This is a genomic window from Arthrobacter globiformis (genome assembly GCF_030817195.1).
Lineage (GTDB): Bacteria > Actinomycetota > Actinomycetes > Actinomycetales > Micrococcaceae > Arthrobacter > Arthrobacter globiformis_D.
The window spans coordinates 2,554,013-2,573,250 of sequence record NZ_JAUSYZ010000001.1; the positions used below are offsets into that span (position 1 = coordinate 2,554,013).

A 19,238-nucleotide genomic window follows, 5' to 3' on the forward strand; every position below is an offset into this window, starting at 1 on the left:
GGCCGGGGCTCCCCGCTCCAGCCCGCCCCACCTCCCGATGGCCGAATACGCTCAGCCGTAAGTGCCCATCGCAGCGTCACACTGCATCCCATCAGGCTTCCCGCAGTTGCGCCGGCCTTCCGTTCCTCGCGATCCTGCCAGTCATTCACCTGTCCACAGTCGTCTGCACCAATGATTGGCCGGTCCTTGAGGTTGCGGTCGTAGACTGTGCAGCACGTACTACAGCCGGGGGGGTTACTGTGGGTTCACGCGGGCTTTGCCTGGTCATCGAGGATGACCGGGATATTCGTGGTCTGCTGACGCTGATCCTGACGCGGGTTGGGTTTGAGGTTCATGCGGTCGCCAATGGTGTTGAGGGTGTCGCGGCGGCGTGGGAACACCATCCCGTCCTGGTGACGGTGGACCTGAATCTGCCGGACATGGACGGCCTGGACGTTGCCGGGTATATCCGGAAAAGGTCCGAGGCGCCCTTGCTGTTCATTACTGCCCGGGCAGAGGTTGACGACGAAATGGCCGGCATGGCCTCGGGAGCGGCGGCCTATCTGACTAAGCCCTTCCGCCCCCGGCAGCTCATCGAGGCAGTGAACCGGCTCTGCCCCGCAGGCCCCCTGACCGCCCATTTCCAGGATCAGCGCAGCTAGCCGGCCCGTTATCCAAAGTCCCGTCCGGGGTCAGAGTCCTGCCTCGGAAGGCGGGATGGACTCCAGTCCATCCGGTTCCCGGTCCTCTGCGCCCTCTCGCCCTTCCCAGTCCTTCACGTGTGCCAGCAGCGCCTGTTCGGGATTTCCAGGATGCTCCCTGTCGAATGGAAGCCAGCCCGAATAGTTGCTTCAGGCAGAGAATCTGGCACTGGAACTGGTCCTTGGGGGCGCTCTTTTGCGGGGAAGGGGGCTTGAGAGAGACCGGGAAAGCTCGCTTTTTCCTAGGCAGACACTGGCAGGCTCTGGATATCTGGTCGACGGAGGCCGCGACGAATCCCGTCCAGACAGCCGGTCCCGGCAACCAGTCCACCGGGGCGGGCTAAAGCCCAAAGCCGCGGCGAGCTGCCACTTCTGTGGCCGGGGAAGGCAGGAGGCCCACAGTGAGCATTCAACGGCGGAACGCTGCGGTTCAGACGCGCGCCATTTCCGCGTTCTGGCGGTGGTGGTCAGCAGAAGGTGCCGGGCTCCTCAGTGGCGCAATCACGACAGGTGACTACCGGGACCTTCCGGACACGCTCGATGCCATGGTCAAGGCGATCGGCCCGGGGCTCGGCTGGGAGACCGGACCGGGCATCCGTGCACGGCACCAGTTCTGCGTCTCAGGCGGTGGGGACCCTGGACTGCGGGTCCTGGCCGAACGGTGGCAGCGGGCCGCTCCGCCGCCGACGCCGATGTGGGAATTCGCCGCAGCCAGACAGCACCAACCCGGCATGCTCGCCGTCACCCTCGAAGCTGCCGGAAAAACGATCAACCTTGGCCTGGCCCGGGTCTCAGTGACCCTGGATGAGGAACGGGCCCGCGCGAACGTTAGCCTCCACCACCCGGCCTTCACCCGGCTGACCCCCGGCTACCGGCACCAACTCTCCTGCCTGCTGCTGGACTGGCTGCTCGGAGAAGACAACGTCCAGCGATGGATCGGCACCATCAACGCCGCCGAAACCGAACCCCCGGACAGCCTCCCGGCAACAGCCCTTCCCGAGATCATCGACGCCTTGACCACCCGGCACGCGCACATCGGCTGGACACTGGAGGACGCCGGAACATCCTCGGGACCGCGCACGATCATCAGAGCCCTGCGCCCCCTCCGGTGGATCGACCACCCCCTGCTGGACCTGCACACAGCCCTCGAAGTCGGTTACCCGCAGACCCGCCCCGACGGGCTACCGGACTACGACGAAGCGATAGACCTGCATCGGATCGAAGAGGACCTGGGAGCAGCCCTCGGACCCCGGGGCCTGCTCGTCGCTACCCAAACATCAAATGGCCGGCGCATCCTGCACTACTACACCGACTCCGAAGACCAGAACGGCCGGGACACCATCGACCGCTTCGCCCGAACACGACCCCAGGCGGAAGTGACCCACACCCACGACCCCGGATGGACTCTGATCAGCGCATTCACTTGACCGCAGGTCCCCAACCCGAGGATATGTCCGCCGTTCCAGCAGTGTCCGCGGGACTGTAAGAAAAACGGTGTGTGAGGGTCTGGCCTGATCCGATTGTGCTGGAGACGGCGCTGGAAGCGGAACTGACCGAGCACCTGGGCCACGAGCATGGCCAGACGCCGATCGCAGCCAGCATGCGCAACGGCACCAGGTCCAAGACCGTGCTGACCGAGATCGGCCCGGTCGAGATTGCCCCGTGATCGGGACGGGTCTTTCGAGCCGGTGATTGTGCCAAAGCGGAAGCGACGTTTGGACGGGATCGACCAGATCGTCCTCTCGCTGTCCGCCCGGGGGCTGACCACCGGGGAAATCGCCGCGCACTTCGAGGAGGTCTACGGGGCCAAGGTCTCCAAAGACACCATCAGCCGCATTACGGAGAAGGTTGTTGGCGAACTCGCGGAGTGGTCTGCCCGTCCACTGGATCCGGTCTATCCGGTGCTCTTCGTGAACGCGATCGTAGTCAAGGTCCGTGACGGTCAGGTGCGCAACACCCCGTTCTACGTCGTCATGGGGGTCACCACAAGCGGGGAGCGGGAGATTCTGGGGATCTGGGCCGGCGACGGCGGCGAGGGCGCCCGGTTCTGGCTCCAGGTGTTCTGGGAGCTAAAGAACCGCGGCGTGGAAGACGTATTCATCGCTGTCTGTGAAGGGCGCAAGGGCCGCCGGAGGCGATCACAACCATGGGAGCGAACGGTGGTGCAGCAGTGCGTCGTGCACTTGATCCGCAACAGCTTCCGCTACGCTACGCCGGCCGCCAGCACCGCGACGGGATCGTCAAGGCGCTCAAGCCGGTCTACACGGCCCCGTCCGAGCAGGCGTCGAAGGAACGGTTCACCGAGTTCACGGCCGAGTGGGGCCAGCGATATCCGGCAATCGTCCGGCTCTGGGAGTCCTCCTGGGCGGAGTTCGTGCCGTTTCTGGAGTACGACGTGGAGATCAGGCGGGTGATCTGCACGACGAACGCGATCGAGTCGATCAACGCCCGCTATCGGCGGGCTGTGAGGGCCCGCGGGCACTTTCCAAACGAGGCCGCTGCGCTGAAATGTCTGTATCTGGTCACCAGGTCTCTTGATCCGACCGGCGGCGGTCGGGCACGCTGGGTGATGAGGGGGCAGCCTGCACTGAACGCGTTCGCGATCGAGAGGGAAAGGTTTCGAGACCGGGTGGGATGGATGGATCTCGGGACAGACAACAGCCGGTCCCCGGCTGCCCGTGCGGGAGCAAGAGGTGGACCGGGTTGTTCGGGTCTTAACTGGATGCGGCAGCGGACTTAGCGGGGACGTGTCCTAGGGTTGGGCTCGCAGTTAAGGAATCGAGGAAAGCCCGCCAACCCGCTTAACCGGCTTTCACCGGCATAAACCGACGGCGGCCGGGGTACGGTCAGTGCTTAGAAGGATGCCGTTGCCGCAGAACCCACGACGAAGGAGCACACCGTGATTGGATTCATCGTTGCCGGCCTCATCATCGGCGCACTCGCCCGCCTTATCAAGCCCGGCAAGCAGAACCTCAGCCTGCTCGCCACTCTTTTGCTGGGCCTTGTCGGCTCGGTGATCGGCGGAGTGGTGGCATCACTGCTGGGGACGGGGAACATTTTTGAGTTGAACTTCCTGGGCTTCATCGTGGCCGTCATCGCGTCAGTGCTTCTGGTGGGCACGGCCGAAGCGGTTGCCGGCCGCAGATCACTGCGCCGCTGACCCAGCACCGATTGTCCATTCATTGTTCCTGTACCCGCTCTATATTCTTTGCTGTTGAAGGCCCGCCGTTTCCCCCAATCGGCGGGCCTTCTCCACGGCCAGCCTGCGGAAGCGCGGAAGTTGGTGCCGCCCGCATGGGCGATTACGGCTTTCCTTCGGGTGTGGGGCCGGTGCCCCTGCGAAGCCAAGTCATGGCCTTCCTTGATGAGGTGAAGTAGCTGACCGGGTAGGGCAGCGAACTTACCCGCAGAACGAAGAGTGCAATGACATAGTCCACGGGAGACGAACCCAATAGCGCAATCCGGGAATCGCTTCCCTGCGAAGGAAAGACTTTTCGGGATTCCCGGGTGAAATTCACCCCTTCAAGGAGTATGAGCATCGGCAAGCTGATTCCCTGACCGAGCGCATCTATGGCAGCGACTGCGCAATGAGCATCCTCAACACCAATGGTTTGGCCCTCTCGCCAAGACAGCCGGAGGATTCCGTCGACACGTTCAAGAGTGCCTTTATCAGTGATTTCTATACTGCGCATGAGGCCCTTGCCGCGTTATTTTTCCGTCCCCCAAGTCATGACCCTAATCCACGGTGCGCCGCTAGCGTTGACCACTGGCGGGGGCTGACACTTTGTTTCTTGAGTTTGGTGCTGCCCCTCGTGGATACCTTCCCCAAGAAGTTCAATGGACGCACCCATGTCGAAGATCATCAACTCTCTCATCACGGGGGGGCTGCAGATTCTCAATGTTGAGGAGGACAGGACGATCCCTTGGAAGTCCGCGCCCCGCATGGTGGAGGTAGAAGGAGGCTTCGCGTGGCCAGAAGCCGAACGTGACCTCGTGCCGTGAACGTACACGATCATCGCCCGGAAAACAGGCGAGTAGAACTCATTTACGTGAAGGCTTCCTGGGCCCGCCAGCTCCATCGTTGGTTCGGCCAGCACGACTCGTCTGTATCCCTCTTCCTCCTCTGGGCCCTGTGGTAATGCGGGCGCACGAACTGAAGACAAAAGGACTCAAGCCGGCTGACATCAGAAAGATCATCGGGGCCAGCCGCGCCACCGTATACCGCTACCTGAGCATGGAATCCCGAGGCGAATGAGAGTACCCATCCCGAAAGTTACCTCTGTGACGGTCGTTCATGGGACAACATCCGGGACGGTCAGATTACGGGGCGCGAACTCCAACGGCGCAGGGGCCTGTCGCTGATCCAAGATCGGTCTTACTCACCTTCCGGGAACGCGAACGTGGAAGGCATTGTGGATGGCGGCGTGCCCCGGTAAAGCACGATTTGGTCGTGGGCCTTCAGGACGACCGAGGAGATGCTGCCGGGCCGCTTTTTGCCCTTCATGGTCGCGGACAAGCCGACAATAGCGGAGACCGGAAGGCGTTCTGACCGCCCTCGCTAAGTAGTGGGCGGGCTGTGCCGGTTGGCTGAAGACACAATCAGCATCCCCGTTAGGACCTCGCCAGGAACATAAATAAACTCGATGGAGGAAATCGTTGACGCGTAGCGGTCCGACCTCTACGCTCGGGGATAGCGGATTCGAGCCGCGTTTGTATTTGGGGGGAATCCGCCATTCGTTTGGCTGTTCATGTAAACCACTCGCATCTGTAGGAAGGTATTTCCATGCTCGCACTCACCGATTATGCAATTGCTGCGCAGGTCTCGGCGCAAAACGCAGTTGCACGGGCAGTAAACTCCGCACTCGACAAAAACAGCGAATTCCGCTGGGTCTGGCTTGTGCTGATTGGCATCTTGGTCATCGCCGCAGCGGTGGCCTGGATCTACTGCCGCAATTCGGGCTACCGTGGCTTCACCGGCCACATCGAGGCCGTCAAGGGTCCCTGGGGGATTAAGATCGGCGTCAAGCTCGGTTGCTACTAGCCTGACAACGTTTAAGGACCAATAATGGAAAACTTGCCTGACCCGCTGGCCGTCGCCGGACTCACCAAGGACTATGGAACCCGGCGTGGCGTTCAGGATCTCGACTTCACCGTGCGTGCAGGGGAAGTGACCGGGCTGCTTGGCCCCAACGGGTCAGGCAAGTCCACCACGATCCACTGCATTTCCGGCTTCATTCGCCCGACGTCCGGCGCAGTGAGCATCTGCGGCCTTCCGCACGACACCGTGGAGGCCAAGGACCGCTTTGGATTTTTCCCGGACGACCTGCCGGTCCCCGAAGCCCTGACGGCCCGCGAGCTCCTCGGTTTTCACCGGCGGCTGCGCCCGCTGTTCCATGACGGGACGGCGTCCGGCCTGGCCGACCTCCTGGGGCTCGAGCCACACCTGGACAAATATGTGGGTGACTACTCCCATGGCATGAAGCGCAAGCTTCAGCTGGTGCTGGCGCTGTCCCACCGGCCGGACCTGCTGATTTTGGACGAGCCCATGCGCGGGCTCGATCCGGAGGCGGGACTGCTGATGAACTCGCTCCTGCGGACCTTCACACGGGAAGGCGGCGCCATCCTGATCGCAACGCACGATCTCCTTGCGGCCGAACGTTTTTGCGATTCCGTGGTGATTCTCGCCGATGGCCGGAAAGTAGCCGCAGGCCGTCCCGCGGAACTTATTCGGGAAAGCGGGTCAGCGTCATTGGAGGAATTGTTTGTCCACGCGACGGGGCTGCACCAGGCCATGGCTGGTAAAGAAGAAGAATTGCAGCGCCTGCTGTCCTACTGATATTCATGCGATAAAACCTAAAGTGAAAGTGACCATTGATGAACTTTATGAAAGCACTCGGCGTCGGAATCCTCGTCTCCCTGGTTGCCCTCGTCGCAATCTTTATCACGACGTTCGTCACTAACGGCAGCTTCTCCATCCCGGTCTTTATTTCAGTGGAGTCCACCACCAACGGCTCCGGGGCCCCCGAAACAAGCATGTTCTTTAACCCTCTCGGCCCGCTGGTGCTGGCCGTGGCCGCGGCCCTCGTGGTTTGGCTGGCCTCCAAGGCCAAGCGGACCACCCGACAGCAGTGAGCCGGGTGGCCGCACCGCGGCGCGTCGGCCCGCTCGCGGTCACGGCGGCCGTGCACCGCATCACGTGGCGGATGTGGTACAACGATCTGTCCCGCTCCCTTGGTTCAAAGGCCAAAGCGAAAACACTTGTTATCGCGATCCTTGCGGCCATTGCTGCGTGGACAGCCTGGTCCAGCGTGGAGCTGGGCAAACAACTGGGCCTCGACCCGGAGACCGGGCGCGAAATTGCGGTCCCCGTGGCGAGCGTCATGTTCGCGATGCCTGCTCTGGCCACACTCATGGCGGTCCTGTACGCACCGAGCCGCACTTTGCTGACCGAGCTGCTGTCCGTCCTTCCCGTGCGCGAGGCGCACGTCCGCGGTGCAACCCGCTGGCTGACAGTGGCCGTAGGGTTCTCTGGCGGATTGCTCGTCTCCGCTCCGCTCGCCCTGCAGTTTGTGTTCACCGGAAGTGCTGCCGTGGCCCTCGTGGGCGTCGGTTACGCCGTGTTCGCCGCATTGCTGGGCTGCCTGGCCACCCAGGTGCTGACGGAACTGGCCCAAGTGGCCGCCGGACGGATACTGGGCCGCAACGGCGTGATGGTCCAGGGCATCAGCGGCCTGCTCACCGCTGCGCTGCTCCTCTACTCGTTCATGACGTCGATGCCCATGAACGGCGGGGACGGCAGGGGAGTGCTCCTGCCGCTGGGCGAGGTGCTCGCCTGGCTGCTCGGTGCTCCGGCGCCTGCCTGGTGGGTGCTCGTCCTGGTGGCCGCGTCCCCTGTGATTCTGCTCGCGGCTCTCGGCTTGCTCGAGGCGGCGCCGCGTAAGGAGTTCGCGCCGTGGCGGCCACGTTTAGGGGGGACCCGAACAGCCAAGGCCGCGAGCAAGGGGCCCACCTTCATGGTGCTTGAACTGCGCCAGTGGCTGCGGTATCCGCCCAACGCTGTACTGCTGCTGTTCATCAACGGACTGTGCGCCGCGGCCGTTGTCTCCGCCACCGCAACGGGCGGCGATGAGCTCGGTGTCTTCTACGTGGCGCTGGGCGTGGCCAGTGCGATCGGGATCGGCTGCTACGGACCCACCCGCCGGCACCACTGGATGTACCGGGTCACCGGCACCCCGACGGCGTGGATCGGGCCAAAGTTCAGGGCCGTCCTGCTGATCTGGGCGGGCATGATGGCGCTGTACGGGACGGCTTTCATGCTGGTTTCCGGTGCCGGGCCGGTGGAGTTTGCCCTGGCCCTGCCAATGCTGTTTGTGGAGCTGTGCGCCAGCTGTGCGCTGGGGCTGCTGCTCCCTGTCAGCCGGGACCAGTCCATCGGTGGCGCTGTGTCCGAGGCTGTTGCCGTGGTTGGCCTGCTGGGCCTGACCTTCGGCCTGCAGTCCATGCTCGCGGCATCCGCGAACCTCCTCATCAGCCTCGCCGTCCAGATAGCCATGATGGCGGCTGCCTATGCGTGGTACCTGCTGACCGCCCGGTGGCTGGCGCTGCATCGCACGGAAATGGCCAGCGCGTGAGTTCCGCGGCCCCTGGTCCGCCGCAAACAGATGGCAGCTTTGAGGAAGCAAAGGCGCGGAGCTGGCGGTATGGGAGCTGGAAACTTGGACGGGGCGCAGCCGGGGCGCTTCTCTCCGTCGCCAGGGCGGCGGTGTTGCCAGCAGCGGCCGTCGCCGTCCTGTTCTTCGGAGCTGGCGCGGCAGCAGCGCTGGCCACGGGCTTCTACGGTGAACCACTCTCCGCCGCCGGAACCGGATTCGCGACTTGCCTTTGCTCCCTGGTCGTTCATGAGGCCGCACATCTGATCGTCCTCCGCCTTGTGCTGCGCGACCAAACAGCCGGCGAAGCCAACCATTCGCTGGCGAATGTGTGGATCACCGGGCCGCAGATGCGGGGCGCCCAAAATGTGGCCACGGCCGCCGCCGGACCCCTTTCCGGGGCTGCGTGCTGCATAGTGTTTCTGCTGGCCGGCGCCCCGGGCTGGATCATCCTGCCGCTCGCTGCGGTCCATGCGGCCAATCTCCTTCCGGTGTTCCCGGACGGCCGGATGCTCCTGGTGGGGATCGGACAGATGTTAGTTAGCGTCCCGCCGGGCCGGCGCAGCAAGAGCCGCCTCGGTTCAGTACCCGGAGGAGAATGACCCTGCCGGCCCTGGCTTCCGCCGGTCACTGCGAATCCAGCCCCTGCGTCCTTGGTGGTCTGGATCCGATGTCGAGGGGTAGCGGCCCGTTGCGTTGACCCTAGCGATCAGCTCGTCCAGGACGCGCAGAGAGCGTGCGGAGGCCTGTGACCCGGCGTTGGCTTGATATTTGTCGGCTAGCTCCGGGTACATTGCCCTGGCGACCGTCAGATGGTGCCATTGCCCGCGTCCATCTCACCTCCAAAAATACGTGCTGGGAGTGATCTGTGTACGCATGCACTCACTCGTGCGCTTACCTGCCACCAGCGGCAATGGCAGAGCCAGGCGTTCTGGGCTTCGGCGGCTAATCAGAGCTTGTTACGCACAGTTACTTGCCCCTCGGGGACAGCTTTCGGAATACCGGGCGCTGTTGGCGAGTGGCCGGCAGGGACACCGGGCCGATCTGCAGAACGCCCCGAGCGGTACGGTTGAGCTGTGAACGCCGTCATCGATCACCTGGTCATCGCCGCCGATTCGCTGGAACAGGGCTCGGCCTGGTGCGTGGCGACGTTCGGCGTTCAGCCCTCCGGTGGTGGCAGGCACCCGTTGATGGGTACTCACAACCGAGTAATTGCCGTCAGCAGCGAGAGCTTCCCCGACTGCTACCTCGAGGTCATCGCGATCGATCCTGACGCGCCGGCGCCAGGGAGGCCGCGCTGGTTCGGGCTCGACCGCCCCGAGGTGCGCGAGGCTGTCCGCGAATCACCTCGGCTGGTGCACGCAGTGGCGCGCACGCGCAAGATCGAGATGCTGCGTCTGGACCTTGCCAACTTCGCCCTCAACCTTGGCGAGTTGCTGGCAGCGCAGCGGGATACGCCTCAGGGACTGCTGGAATGGCGAATCACAGTCCGCGACGACGGCTGCACAGAATGCGCAGGCGCGCTGCCCAGCTTGATCGAATGGGAAGGGCAACATCCGTGTGCCTACATGCCGCAAACCGATGTGGCGCTGCAGGGCCTGGTGCTGCGCGGCGTTCCGACCCAGGCGGTCGACTTGCTGAATCTTCCGGCCGTTGACACGAGCCCGATCGACGCTGTGCAGAACGCACCGCTCACCGCGACGCTGGAATCGCCGCGTGGCCGTGTTGTGCTCGATGCGTGGCACTTCGGAGGCTGAACAGCGCTGAAACGGATAGGGACCCCGAGTGCCGATGTACGGACCCGCAGCGGCCCACCTTTGCCTACCGGCGCGTATTGGCCGTTACCGGCAGTAACAGCCATGTAGAGAAAGGGCTACGAACGTCTCTCGACGCCCCCGAAAAGCGCTCCGGGATCACGGTCTTGTGATCGGTTTCCCGGCGGTTTAACGGTTGCACGAAGAACCGGAAACATCCCTCGTCTCGGGCTTTTGGCGCTCCTACGCTGGAGTCATCCAATCACTCGCACCCGAAAGGGGTACCCACATGAAAAAACTAAGCGCCTGGCTGACTGCCATCATCATGGCTCTCGGGCTGGGCCTGCTGGTTCCGGGGCCCGCCTCCGCAACCACATCCTACTGCGGCTTGGTCTGGAGCTCGCTGGGCAAGTCCAACCAGACCATGAGCGCCGCATCAGTCATCAATGTTCGCTCCGGACAGCACCACTGCTTCGACCGCCTGGTGATCGACATCAAAGGAAAGGCAGCCGGCTACAACGTCCGCTACGTCTCAAAGTTCGTTCAGGACGGGTCCGGACTGCCCATCAAGCTGAGGGGCGGGGCATTCCTGCAGGTCACGGCCCACTCGCCCAGCTATGACAACGCCACAGGCAAGGCCACCTTCGTCCCAGCAAACCGCTCCGAGGTGACCAACGTTTCCAAGTACAAGACGTTCAGGCAGGTCGCCTGGGCGGGCAGCTTCGAGGGCCACACCACCCTGGGCCTCGGCGTCCGCGCCCGGCTACCCTTCAAGGTCTACACCCTTGCCGGCCCCGGCAACGGATCAAAGCTCGTGATCGACGTAGCCCACCAGTGGTGACACCAGACGTGACGACCGACAAAACCGGGTAAACGAGACAGGTATAGCGAAGCCCCGCTCCCAGGGGGAGGCGGGGCACCGCTTTGCCCCGCACCGTGCAGCAAAGCCTAGTCGGAAACCACCAAGAGTCCCGTCGGGCTCACTGAAGCGGGCCACCGGTCGGCAAGGGTCGGGCCCCGGACAGGAACAGATCATCCGGCACCCACGCCCAGCGGTCATTGTCAGGTTCCTGGGAGGCCAGGACCGATGCCATGATGCGGCGCCGGTGTGCGCGTCCGGCCCCTTCTAGGGCCAAGGTTGCAACGCCGATATCCGTGGTTCCGTCAACCAAAGAGGGGGAGTGGCTTATCCGACTGGACTCTTGCAGCCGACGTTTCGCGAAGCAGTTATTCGGGCTATCGGGCCGCTCCGGCGTACATCTGGGTTACCAGCGTTCAGGGGCAGGTCCCCGGGCGAAGCGGCGCCCGGTGATCTTCTCAGGGGTGATGGTCACGAAAACGTATTTCACCGTAGGAATCCATGACTTCAGCGGAAGTTTCGCTGCCGCCTCGGTTTCAACCCCTTCCTGCAGAACTTCTGCCGTGCCATGAACGATAACGCTCCATGCGAAGTCGTCCGTGAAGCCGTCAGTTTCCAAGACCACGTGACGATTGATTGTCAGGTTTACCAGTTTGCTGCCCTCGGCCGTGCAGAAAAGGACAACGCCGTCGTGTGCGAGGTAATTGATGGAAAAATCTCGGGTATATCTCCCACACTGACGGCAAGTCGTCCCAGTTCGGACGCGGCCAGCAGGTTCCACGAGTCGGTTGGCCCGAGTTCGAGTATGGGATGCTCCTGATCAGGCATCATGGAGTGCTCATTTCCCGGAGTGGTTTAGTAGATACGCCCAGCCTAGTCGGGCGGGCCCCGTGGAGGTCCTCCCGGAACGGGAAATCCCCGACGGGTTATAGGACCGCGCCTCCATGCCTGCGGCCGGAGGGAAGCTCGCCAATAGCGAACCTGTCGACTGAGACGTGTCCAGACGTCCGTTCAGGGAGTGTGCTCTTCCGGCCAAGTCTGTGATCCAGCGCGCAAGCAGTATCGGCAGCCTCGGCAGGGATCAGGAAGGTAACCAGGAAGCAGGAGGACCTGGACGAAGGTCTTGGGGCCGCGGCCGTGTCAGGGGCCCCGACAGGTCGTGCAGAACAGGGTGTCCCGGACAACACTGGTGAGATCCTGTCACAAGTCCAGGAGCTTATGAGCGAAAAGGCCGGGCCAGTACGATCGAGCGATTCAATCCTCTAGGCACTGGAGCAAGTCTCGGTTTGGATGGGCGAATACTCAGCAGCGGTATCAGCTGACGCCGCCTCCAGGCGTTCAATCGCCGGACCTTCCTCGTCAGAGACATGCTCACGACAGCCCACGTCTACTTGTCGGCAATGGCCGACTACATTTCGCACGACGGGCGATCGCGCGGCTCCGTCATCTATACACATCCGGCAGGATCGCTTCCGCGCAAAGGACACGGCCCGGAACCGGAAAAAGAACTCGATTTGCCGGAGAACTTCAGGTTCCAACTGGCTAATGGCGCCCTCGACGATCAGGTGCAGGAAACCGAGCTGCTTGACGCAGAGCCTCTGCCCTGCAAAGTCGAGTTCCACTGGCGGCCCCGCCGACCGATCCCGGAAGACGACGAATTTTTTGAGAACGTCTGGCGGGACTTCCGAACCAACGGCAACGTTTACTGACCACAACACCGGGCGCGCGCTTCGCGGGCCCCCTGCCTCGGCATGTCCCAGGGGCGGATTTCGCTTCGTACCGTCCATAAAGCATGAAGACTCGCTTGTGGGATGGCACCGAGGACCGAATCGAGACGAATCTGCGCGCCGCCCACAGAACGGCTGGAGGGGGCTGGTTCAAGTGCCGCAGCGGGCATGCCCGGGACATGCGGGGCGGTTTGGCCCCGGATGTGTATACACCGTCATTCTGGGCCGGCGATGCCCGGGAAAATCGGATCACGCCCGGCCCTCCAAAGAATAGACTGGAAAGGAGCCTTGGGCTCCTCGGATGCCTTGGCGCTACTGCAATTTGTTTGTCCACCCCACGACGGAAGAACAATGATGATACGGGGAAATTGGCAGGCGCCGGACGGGCGGACGTAGGGTGAGTCTGGTCGGGGTGGCGTACCTTGTCATCGGGGTAGTGGTCGCCGCAACACACGGGTATCTTGTGGCATGGAACGTTCCCGGGAACATTCTGGAAGGTCTGGCGGCGACCGTGCTTTGGCCGCTTGTGGCCTTCTTGGGAGTGAATCTGCACACGTTGATTGCGTAGACGTTTGAGTCCCGCCTTGGCGGGGTACGCGATCAATGACCGTTACGGACTGACCCGACTGTTGGCTTAATTCCCGCGGCGGGCCAGCACGGCGGGGACCCGACACGCTAATTGTGTGCAAGCAGTGCAGGGTGTGCGCCGGACCGCTCCAGTTCGTGCCCTCCGGGACGTGCCAGACCGCCCACGTCACACCGCCATCGTCAGCAACACCTGACCAAATTACTACACCGGAAAGATGACGGCACTTCATGACAGAGAATCCCGTCCCCGCCGCAGAAGCCCCCGATGCAGCTGCCGGTGAGGAAGAAACCATTGGCAAGTCTGTAAGTCCCGGCGCTGACACATATGGAGCGTCCGAATCACCAGCAATGAATAAGGGAGCGGCACCGGAAAGCGGGGCTGTGGACAAGGACGCTGAGGGGAGCGAACCTGGCGCCCCAGTGGGGGACATGGATCTTTCGCCCCTGGGACTCAAGGATGCTCCTGCGCAGGACGAGAACGAAAACAGTCTCGTCGATCCCGGAAACAGCTGATCTGACACGCTCACTTCAGCGCCGGCACCCTGGACGCCCTGCTGTGTCGTAAGGCATTGCCGCCGGCATGCCAGCGGCCGCTGAATTTCGGTCGTTTCCCGGACGCTGGTCGGTGCCGGCACTGCGGCGTCGCCGTGATTCCATATGGTGCGAAGGGCGCGGCGCACGGCTTCCTGACCGAACAGGCTCCCGAGGATGCTGTCTTCGCTGGTTCCGACCAAGCCTGTCTGTGGGTGTACTCCCGTGACAAAAATAAGCGGTACGCACCACCGTATCTGCGTTTGCGCTTGCGCTAAGGATCGGAAATGAAGAGAGAGCTGAAGGACGCCGCTAACGCGGTCGAGGATGCATCCAACTCGAAGGCTCTCGTGATTGCCGCGAGGGCAGGTTTTGCCGTCAGCGGCCTGTTGCACCTGCTGATCGGGTTCGTTGCCATCCGGTTGGCTTTAGGCACGGCGGGAACGGCGGGACCGGCGGACCAGGCCGGTGCAGTCGCCCAACTCGCCTCCCAGCCGCAGGGTCTGCTGCTGCTGTGGGCGGGATTCGCCGCCTGCGTTGCTCTGGCTCTCTGGCAAACCAGTAACGCCGTGTTCGATTACGGTCAGCTGGAGGCCAGGAAGAAGGTCGGAAAGAAGCTTTCCGCGGCGGGCAAAGCGGTGGTGTTCGCAGTCATTGCCCTGACGTTCGCTGCCTCCGCCAGCGGAAACAGCAAGAACAGCGGAGAGACCACCAGCGATTTCACGGTCTCCATCATCAAAGCGCCCGGGGGTGCGGTCCTGCTGATCGCCATCGGGGCCGCGATCGCGATCGCAGGCCTTGTCTTCGTGGTCCTCGGAGTCAAGGGATCCTTCAAGAAGGAACTGCGGTTACCATCCTCGGGCACCGCCCGGTCCGTCGTGACGGGGCTGGGGGTGGTCGGCTATGTAGCCGAGGGCGTCGCACTGTTTCTGGTGGGATTGCTGTTCATCATTTCCACCGTTAACGCCAACCCTGGGGAGTCCACCGGTTTAGATGGCGGGCTGAGAGCTCTGCGCGAGCAGCCGTACGGGGTATACATGCTGGCCGCCGTGGGCGCCGGTCTGATCTGTTACGGGCTCTACCTGATGGTGAAGGCCAAATTCGCGCGGATGTAAGCTCCCCACACGCGGCCAGCTCCTGCTCCACTGGCTCAATGAAGCGGCCGACTCTACCGCCACAGGAAGGTCAGCGGGCCTCACCCGGAGCCGATCGGCGCGGTGCAGACGTGAGCCGCGCTGATCTTTCGGAAAGCCTCTGTTCGCACCGCATCCAGATCAATGCGGCCGCAGACGATTCCAGGACAAACGGGCCGTTGGGACGGGTCCTGCGGGACCTCGCATGCGCTGGGATCCAACTTCTCCCGTCAGGTCGAGGAGCTTCCGGCAGAGGAGCCCCGGAAATCGCCCCTGCACTCGGTCACCGTATGCGATAAACCGCATGGAGGGCCGGATCAGGAAGCACCACGCAGGTCTGGGCAGTCGCTGCTGGTCAAGTCGCGGCGCCAGCCTCCGGGAACCAGGGAGACAGTTTTACTCAGTGCAGCTCGACCTCCACGACTCCGCCGACGGTGCCTGGCTCCAGGCACCGCGGCACAGCAATGTTCTGGTCATAGGCGGGACCATCTGAACTTCACAGGCTCAGGCTTGGAGGCAATCCAAACCCATCCGGCCAGGAAGCCAACAGTGGCTGGCGGCCACCGTAGTTAATAGGAGAACGATCCGCGGGTCGTGGCCCAGTTGCTGGATTTCAGTCGCGGGTGGAGGTGCGTCACCGCGTCCCGAGTTGGAACTTAAGCTGTGCCGACGCCCCCCAACATGCACGCCGACACAGCTTCGTCTTTTCTAGCGGAGCTTTCCACAGATCCGAGACAAGAATAAATGACCAGTGCCGCGAAAACAAGGCGGTCGTCCGGTTTAGGGCTGCGCAGGCCGATGAATGTGTGAGCTTGCGGTTACAGGAGTGATCCGGGTCAGGGGAACGCGCCAGGAGATCGCGCGCGCCTGTCATTCTGCCAACGAAGCCTGACCCTACCCTGGTCCAGGGCTTTCAACGGCCACCAGACCGGAGAGGGCCTGCGGGTCCTCGTGAAAATCTTCATGCATGATCCCGGGCAGCAAGAGAGCCCACATCTCCTCGATCCGTTGCATGACATCAGCGCGACCGGTCAGGACGCCGGAGACCATCTGAACCCCGGTAAACGAGGCAACAAGGTATCTGGCAAATGCCTCGGATCCGACGGAGGATCGTACCTGCTTTTCTCTCTTGGCCCGGTCAGTGAGCTGCTCCATGACGGCGATCCAGTCCTTGTAGGGTCCTTGCACCGGCTGGCCAAATGCGGTTGCCTCCAGCGTGAGACGGATGCCGGCCCTAACAACAGGCTCATGCACTAGCTTGAGCCCGAACACGCGGCACATGAGGATCATTGTTTTCAGGGCCGGTCGGTCCTCGGCGAGGAGAGATGCGCTCTCCGCCACGACGATCCGGTGCTGCTCCTCGATGACCGCCCTGGCCAGATCCTCCTTGGACTGGAAGTGAAAGTAGAGCGACCCTTTAGTCACCCTGGCCGCCTGGGAAACCTGGGTCAGACTGGCACCGCCGTAGCCGTGCTCCTGAAAAACCGCTGCCGCCCCGATAACTATCGCCTCACGGGTGGCCTTCGCACGATCCTGAAGGACCATAAATGAACCTCAACTCAACTATTCGGCCTGGTCCCCGGACAACTACTCATTCGCCGCCCGCAGCAAGCCGGCATCCTTGTTTTGATCCTAGCAATACGCCAACCCGGGGGTTCGCGAGCCCACCCGGCAGCGGGTATTCCGGGGCATTCATTGTGCCAGTTCGGGGTGTTGCCAGATTCTAGGGGAGTAGCGTGGTGCGGCTGCCTTCTGCCCGGGTTGAGTTGCGGCTGCGCCAGGTACGAGGCGGTTGACAGATCGGCGCCTTCAACCCCTGCGTCCCTGAAGTCTGCGCCGAGCAGATCGAGACTCGATAAGGAACAAACTCGGCCAAACCTCGGCCCGGGAGACTTCACCGGCCGTAACGAAGGAGTGCTTCGTGGAGTTCTCGGGCAAATGGGGCCGGCAGTACCCGGCGATCATCCGGCTGTGGGAGAACGCCTGGAGCGAGTTCGTACCGTTCCTGGACTACGCCGTCGAAATCCGCCGGGTCATCTGCAGCACCAACGCCATCGAATCCGTCAACGCCCGCTACCGGCGCGCGGTAAGGGCACGGGGCCATTTCCCCACCGAGCAGGCGGCCCTGAAATGCCTCTACCTCGCCACCCGGGCACTGGACCCCACAGGCAAAGGCAGAGCACGATGGGCCACACGATGGAAGCCGGCCCTGAACGCCTTCGCCATCAGCTTCGACGGAAGAATCAACTAAATGCCAACCGTGGATCCACCGAAAATCGGACAGTCCCCTGGGGACATGGAACGTGAGTGCGTGGTCCTGCCGAAGCCCCCGCAGAAGTGCCGGGATCGGCGGGTGTTAGAACAGCTTCTCCACAACCGCGTGGGTGAGTTCGTGGATGACCCCGGTTCGCGCGGGGATGTCCGCCGTGCTCCTGCCCAGGGTGTACACCACGAAGGCGTACCCGCGGCCGCCCTGAACCAGGATGCTGGCGTCGTGCAGGTACCCGTTCAGCAGCCCGTACTTGTGGAACAGTGTGATGGTGGATGGAACGGCGGCGGGAATGAGGGTTTCGTAGTTCGTGTGTTGCATGTAGGAGAGCAGCTGGTTCGCGTGGGCCGTGGTGATCAGTCGCCCCGTGTACAGCAGGTAGAGCAGTGTAGCCGTCTCCGCGGGGGACAGCTCGTTCAGGGTTCGGTAGTAGGAAATCCCGAGGGCGGTGGCGTAATCGTGGATCCGTTGGTTGCCGATGGCGCGAAGAATCAGTGCCCAGGATTGGTTGTTGCTCTGCTGGATCATTTGGTGGATGTGGTAGGCCGCGGTATGGCCGCCCATCGGTGTTGTTAGGGACAGGAGGCCCCGTTCGGCGTAGTGGTAGTACGCGGCCGCGGCCAGGATCTTCCCTGTGCTGGCAGCTACGAACTTTCCCTGGACGCCGTAGGTGTGGATGACGCCGTCCGACATGTCGATCACGGCGACGCCGAGCTGGTACTGGGGGTAGGTGCTGATGATGGCGTTGAGCTGTTTCCGGAGAGCACCGTAGGGTGGTGCGGCCTGAACGAGTGGTTCAGCGGGAGTGGCCGCCGGAGCCGCCGGCGTCTTAGCAGTGGCTTTGGTCCGAGCGCGCACCGCGGGCGTTGCTGACGACGTCGGCGATGGGACCGCGGTTAACGATGGTGGGTCAGCTGATGGCTTAGGTAAGGGGGCGGTGACTGTTGCGACAGGCGGGCTGAAGGGCTTGCCCTGGATGGTCTGGTCGGGTGCCTCCGAACCGGCTGCGGCGGTCCAGCTCTTGGGGGATGATTGCTCATCGTCGGCCACGGCGAAGCTGCTCAGGGACAGTGGCAGGAGCAGCGCCGCTATGGATGCGATGAGGGCGCGCACCAGCCATGTTGTCGGCTGGGTAGTCGGTCGGGGAGACATGCGAGGTGTATGCCTTCTACTCTGGGCGGGGTTCCCGCAGGGACCTTCGGGAATGATTTTGGCGGCGGGGGTTCGGCGCTGGAGTGGGGTCCCGAACGGCGGCGCCTGTCGGGACCCCACTGTTCGGCGCCGTAGTCCAGCCCAGCGAGCGAGAAGACGTTGGAACCGGGACCCGCCCGCGGACGGGGCGATGACAACGCTCTTTCGGTCCGCCGAATGGGGAAATGGTGGTTCTGTGAGCAGGCGGAGTCCTGATTCATAGGCGATGCAGGCCCGGTCAGAGTCCGATCGGCTTGACACTGTAAATACAAGTTTCATGGTGCTCCGGGCGGTTGGAATTGTCGAGGCCTTTGGCTTGCCTCGACAGGTCCCGGTCATGTTTGTTTCCATTCTTTCGCCCATGAGATGTCCGAAGGAGGCGTAAGGCTATGACGCACATTGATTCTCAGTTTGCCACTCGCTCCTGCATGTCTGTGCTTGGAATCGAAGCGGCGAACCGAGTCCTGGGCAAGGCCCGTGACCTGGTGACATCGAGAGAACGTCGGGCCTCCGCCAGACACCTTTCGCCACGATTGAAGCGCTGCGCAAACCTCGTTGTTGTCGCATTGAAGTGCACGAAAAATAAGATGTGCACAATGTGCACATCCTGGGTTTCGGATTCGGTTGTACCGTCCTTGGACTCGGCCGGATTGGGGAGGTTTTCGGGGAAGTGGCGGTTTTTCAAGGGGTAGCGCCCGGTTCGAGTCCCACCTCGGGCACGTGTTTTCCCTGTTCAGAGGCTTGTAGGTCTCTGACTGTGGACAATTTGTTCACTTAATTTGTTCACTTGTGGGCCCCTTCGGGGGCCTTTTCTATTGGTGGCCGGCGCTGTGGCCGGTTGCCTCCTTCCCTAGTTG

At 62.8% G+C, this 19,238-nt stretch carries 18 protein-coding genes and 2 pseudogenes; 16 read left to right on the plus strand and 4 right to left on the minus strand.

Annotation, left to right across the window (positions count from 1 at the left end; all coding sequences use genetic code 11):
• Positions 1 to 239: 239 nt before the first annotated feature.
• The 4 genes and pseudogenes from QF036_RS11540 (at position 240) to QF036_RS11555 (ending at position 3,840) form a co-directional block, all read left to right on the plus strand.
• Positions 240 to 641 carry a response regulator transcription factor gene (locus QF036_RS11540; RefSeq protein ID WP_307101912.1) on the plus strand — a complete coding sequence of 134 codons (402 nt, stop codon included), beginning with the start codon at positions 240 to 242 and terminating at the stop codon, positions 639 to 641.
• Positions 642 to 1,081: 440 nt separating this feature from the next.
• Positions 1,082 to 2,107, plus strand: coding sequence for a DUF695 domain-containing protein (locus tag QF036_RS11545; protein WP_307101914.1), 1,026 nt, complete (start codon positions 1,082 to 1,084; stop codon positions 2,105 to 2,107).
• A gap of 95 nt (positions 2,108 to 2,202) precedes the next feature.
• Positions 2,203 to 3,309, plus strand: a pseudogene (locus QF036_RS11550) (IS256 family transposase); the annotation flags it as partial.
• Positions 3,310 to 3,579: 270 nt separating this feature from the next.
• A complete protein-coding gene (locus tag QF036_RS11555) occupies positions 3,580 to 3,840 on the plus strand; it encodes a GlsB/YeaQ/YmgE family stress response membrane protein (protein ID WP_307101916.1) in 261 nt (86 codons plus the stop codon).
• A gap of 142 nt (positions 3,841 to 3,982) precedes the next feature.
• Here the strand turns inward: QF036_RS11555 and QF036_RS25455 are convergent, their stop codons facing one another.
• The gene (locus tag QF036_RS25455; RefSeq protein ID WP_444875982.1) at positions 3,983 to 4,372 is read right to left on the minus strand and encodes a DUF7793 family protein; all 390 of its coding nucleotides are present in this window, start codon (positions 4,370 to 4,372) and stop codon (positions 3,983 to 3,985) included.
• Between the two features lie 157 nt (positions 4,373 to 4,529).
• Between QF036_RS25455 and QF036_RS11560 the strand changes: the two genes are divergently transcribed.
• The 8 genes from QF036_RS11560 to QF036_RS11595 all read left to right on the plus strand — a co-directional run bounded on the left by QF036_RS11560 (position 4,530) and on the right by QF036_RS11595 (position 10,924).
• Positions 4,530 to 4,682 carry a hypothetical protein gene (locus tag QF036_RS11560; protein ID WP_307101918.1) on the plus strand — a complete coding sequence of 51 codons (153 nt, stop codon included), beginning with the start codon at positions 4,530 to 4,532 and terminating at the stop codon, positions 4,680 to 4,682.
• A 781-nt stretch (positions 4,683 to 5,463) separates the two neighbouring features.
• Positions 5,464 to 5,721: a hypothetical protein gene (locus tag QF036_RS11565; protein WP_307101921.1), complete on the plus strand. Its 258-nt coding sequence runs from the start codon at positions 5,464 to 5,466 to the stop codon at positions 5,719 to 5,721.
• 24 nt (positions 5,722 to 5,745) lie between these two features.
• A complete protein-coding gene (locus tag QF036_RS11570; RefSeq protein ID WP_307101923.1) occupies positions 5,746 to 6,516 on the plus strand; it encodes an ABC transporter ATP-binding protein in 771 nt (256 codons plus the stop codon).
• A gap of 38 nt (positions 6,517 to 6,554) precedes the next feature.
• Positions 6,555 to 6,812, plus strand: a complete 258-nt coding sequence (locus QF036_RS11575) for a hypothetical protein (protein ID WP_306923165.1) — start codon at positions 6,555 to 6,557, stop codon at positions 6,810 to 6,812.
• 5 nt (positions 6,813 to 6,817) lie between these two features.
• Positions 6,818 to 8,311 carry a hypothetical protein gene (locus QF036_RS11580; RefSeq protein ID WP_307101925.1) on the plus strand — a complete coding sequence of 498 codons (1,494 nt, stop codon included), beginning with the start codon at positions 6,818 to 6,820 and terminating at the stop codon, positions 8,309 to 8,311.
• Between the two features lie 134 nt (positions 8,312 to 8,445).
• Positions 8,446 to 8,931 carry a hypothetical protein gene (locus tag QF036_RS11585; RefSeq protein ID WP_307101927.1) on the plus strand — a complete coding sequence of 162 codons (486 nt, stop codon included), beginning with the start codon at positions 8,446 to 8,448 and terminating at the stop codon, positions 8,929 to 8,931.
• A 474-nt stretch (positions 8,932 to 9,405) separates the two neighbouring features.
• On the plus strand, positions 9,406 to 10,086 hold the full coding sequence (locus QF036_RS11590) for a VOC family protein (protein ID WP_307101929.1): 681 nt from the start codon (positions 9,406 to 9,408) through the stop codon (positions 10,084 to 10,086).
• Positions 10,087 to 10,372: 286 nt separating this feature from the next.
• Positions 10,373 to 10,924, plus strand: a complete 552-nt coding sequence (locus tag QF036_RS11595) for an AMIN-like domain-containing (lipo)protein (RefSeq protein ID WP_307101931.1) — start codon at positions 10,373 to 10,375, stop codon at positions 10,922 to 10,924.
• Between the two features lie 424 nt (positions 10,925 to 11,348).
• On the opposite strand, the gene QF036_RS11600 is transcribed toward QF036_RS11595, so the two are convergent.
• On the minus strand, positions 11,349 to 11,723 hold the full coding sequence (locus QF036_RS11600) for a pyridoxamine 5'-phosphate oxidase family protein (protein ID WP_307101933.1): 375 nt from the start codon (positions 11,721 to 11,723) through the stop codon (positions 11,349 to 11,351).
• 619 nt (positions 11,724 to 12,342) lie between these two features.
• On the opposite strand from QF036_RS11600, the gene QF036_RS11605 reads away from it, so the two are divergent.
• From QF036_RS11605 to QF036_RS11615, 3 genes are all read left to right on the plus strand, one after another.
• Positions 12,343 to 12,651: a hypothetical protein gene (locus QF036_RS11605; RefSeq protein ID WP_307101935.1), complete on the plus strand. Its 309-nt coding sequence runs from the start codon at positions 12,343 to 12,345 to the stop codon at positions 12,649 to 12,651.
• 834 nt (positions 12,652 to 13,485) lie between these two features.
• Positions 13,486 to 13,770, plus strand: coding sequence for a hypothetical protein (locus tag QF036_RS11610; protein ID WP_307101937.1), 285 nt, complete (start codon positions 13,486 to 13,488; stop codon positions 13,768 to 13,770).
• Positions 13,771 to 14,075: 305 nt separating this feature from the next.
• Positions 14,076 to 14,903 carry a DUF1206 domain-containing protein gene (locus tag QF036_RS11615; RefSeq protein ID WP_307101939.1) on the plus strand — a complete coding sequence of 276 codons (828 nt, stop codon included), beginning with the start codon at positions 14,076 to 14,078 and terminating at the stop codon, positions 14,901 to 14,903.
• A gap of 912 nt (positions 14,904 to 15,815) precedes the next feature.
• Here the strand turns inward: QF036_RS11615 and QF036_RS11620 are convergent.
• Positions 15,816 to 16,466: a ScbR family autoregulator-binding transcription factor gene (locus QF036_RS11620; RefSeq protein ID WP_307101941.1), complete on the minus strand. Its 651-nt coding sequence runs from the start codon at positions 16,464 to 16,466 to the stop codon at positions 15,816 to 15,818.
• Positions 16,467 to 16,758: 292 nt separating this feature from the next.
• Here QF036_RS11620 and QF036_RS11625 point away from each other — a divergent pair.
• Positions 16,759 to 17,172 (plus strand): annotated as a pseudogene (locus tag QF036_RS11625) (transposase); the annotation flags it as partial.
• A gap of 105 nt (positions 17,173 to 17,277) precedes the next feature.
• On the opposite strand, the gene QF036_RS11630 reads toward QF036_RS11625, so the two are convergent.
• Positions 17,278 to 18,342, minus strand: coding sequence for a serine hydrolase (locus tag QF036_RS11630; RefSeq protein ID WP_307101943.1), 1,065 nt, complete (start codon positions 18,340 to 18,342; stop codon positions 17,278 to 17,280).
• Positions 18,343 to 19,238: the final 896 nt, after the last annotated feature.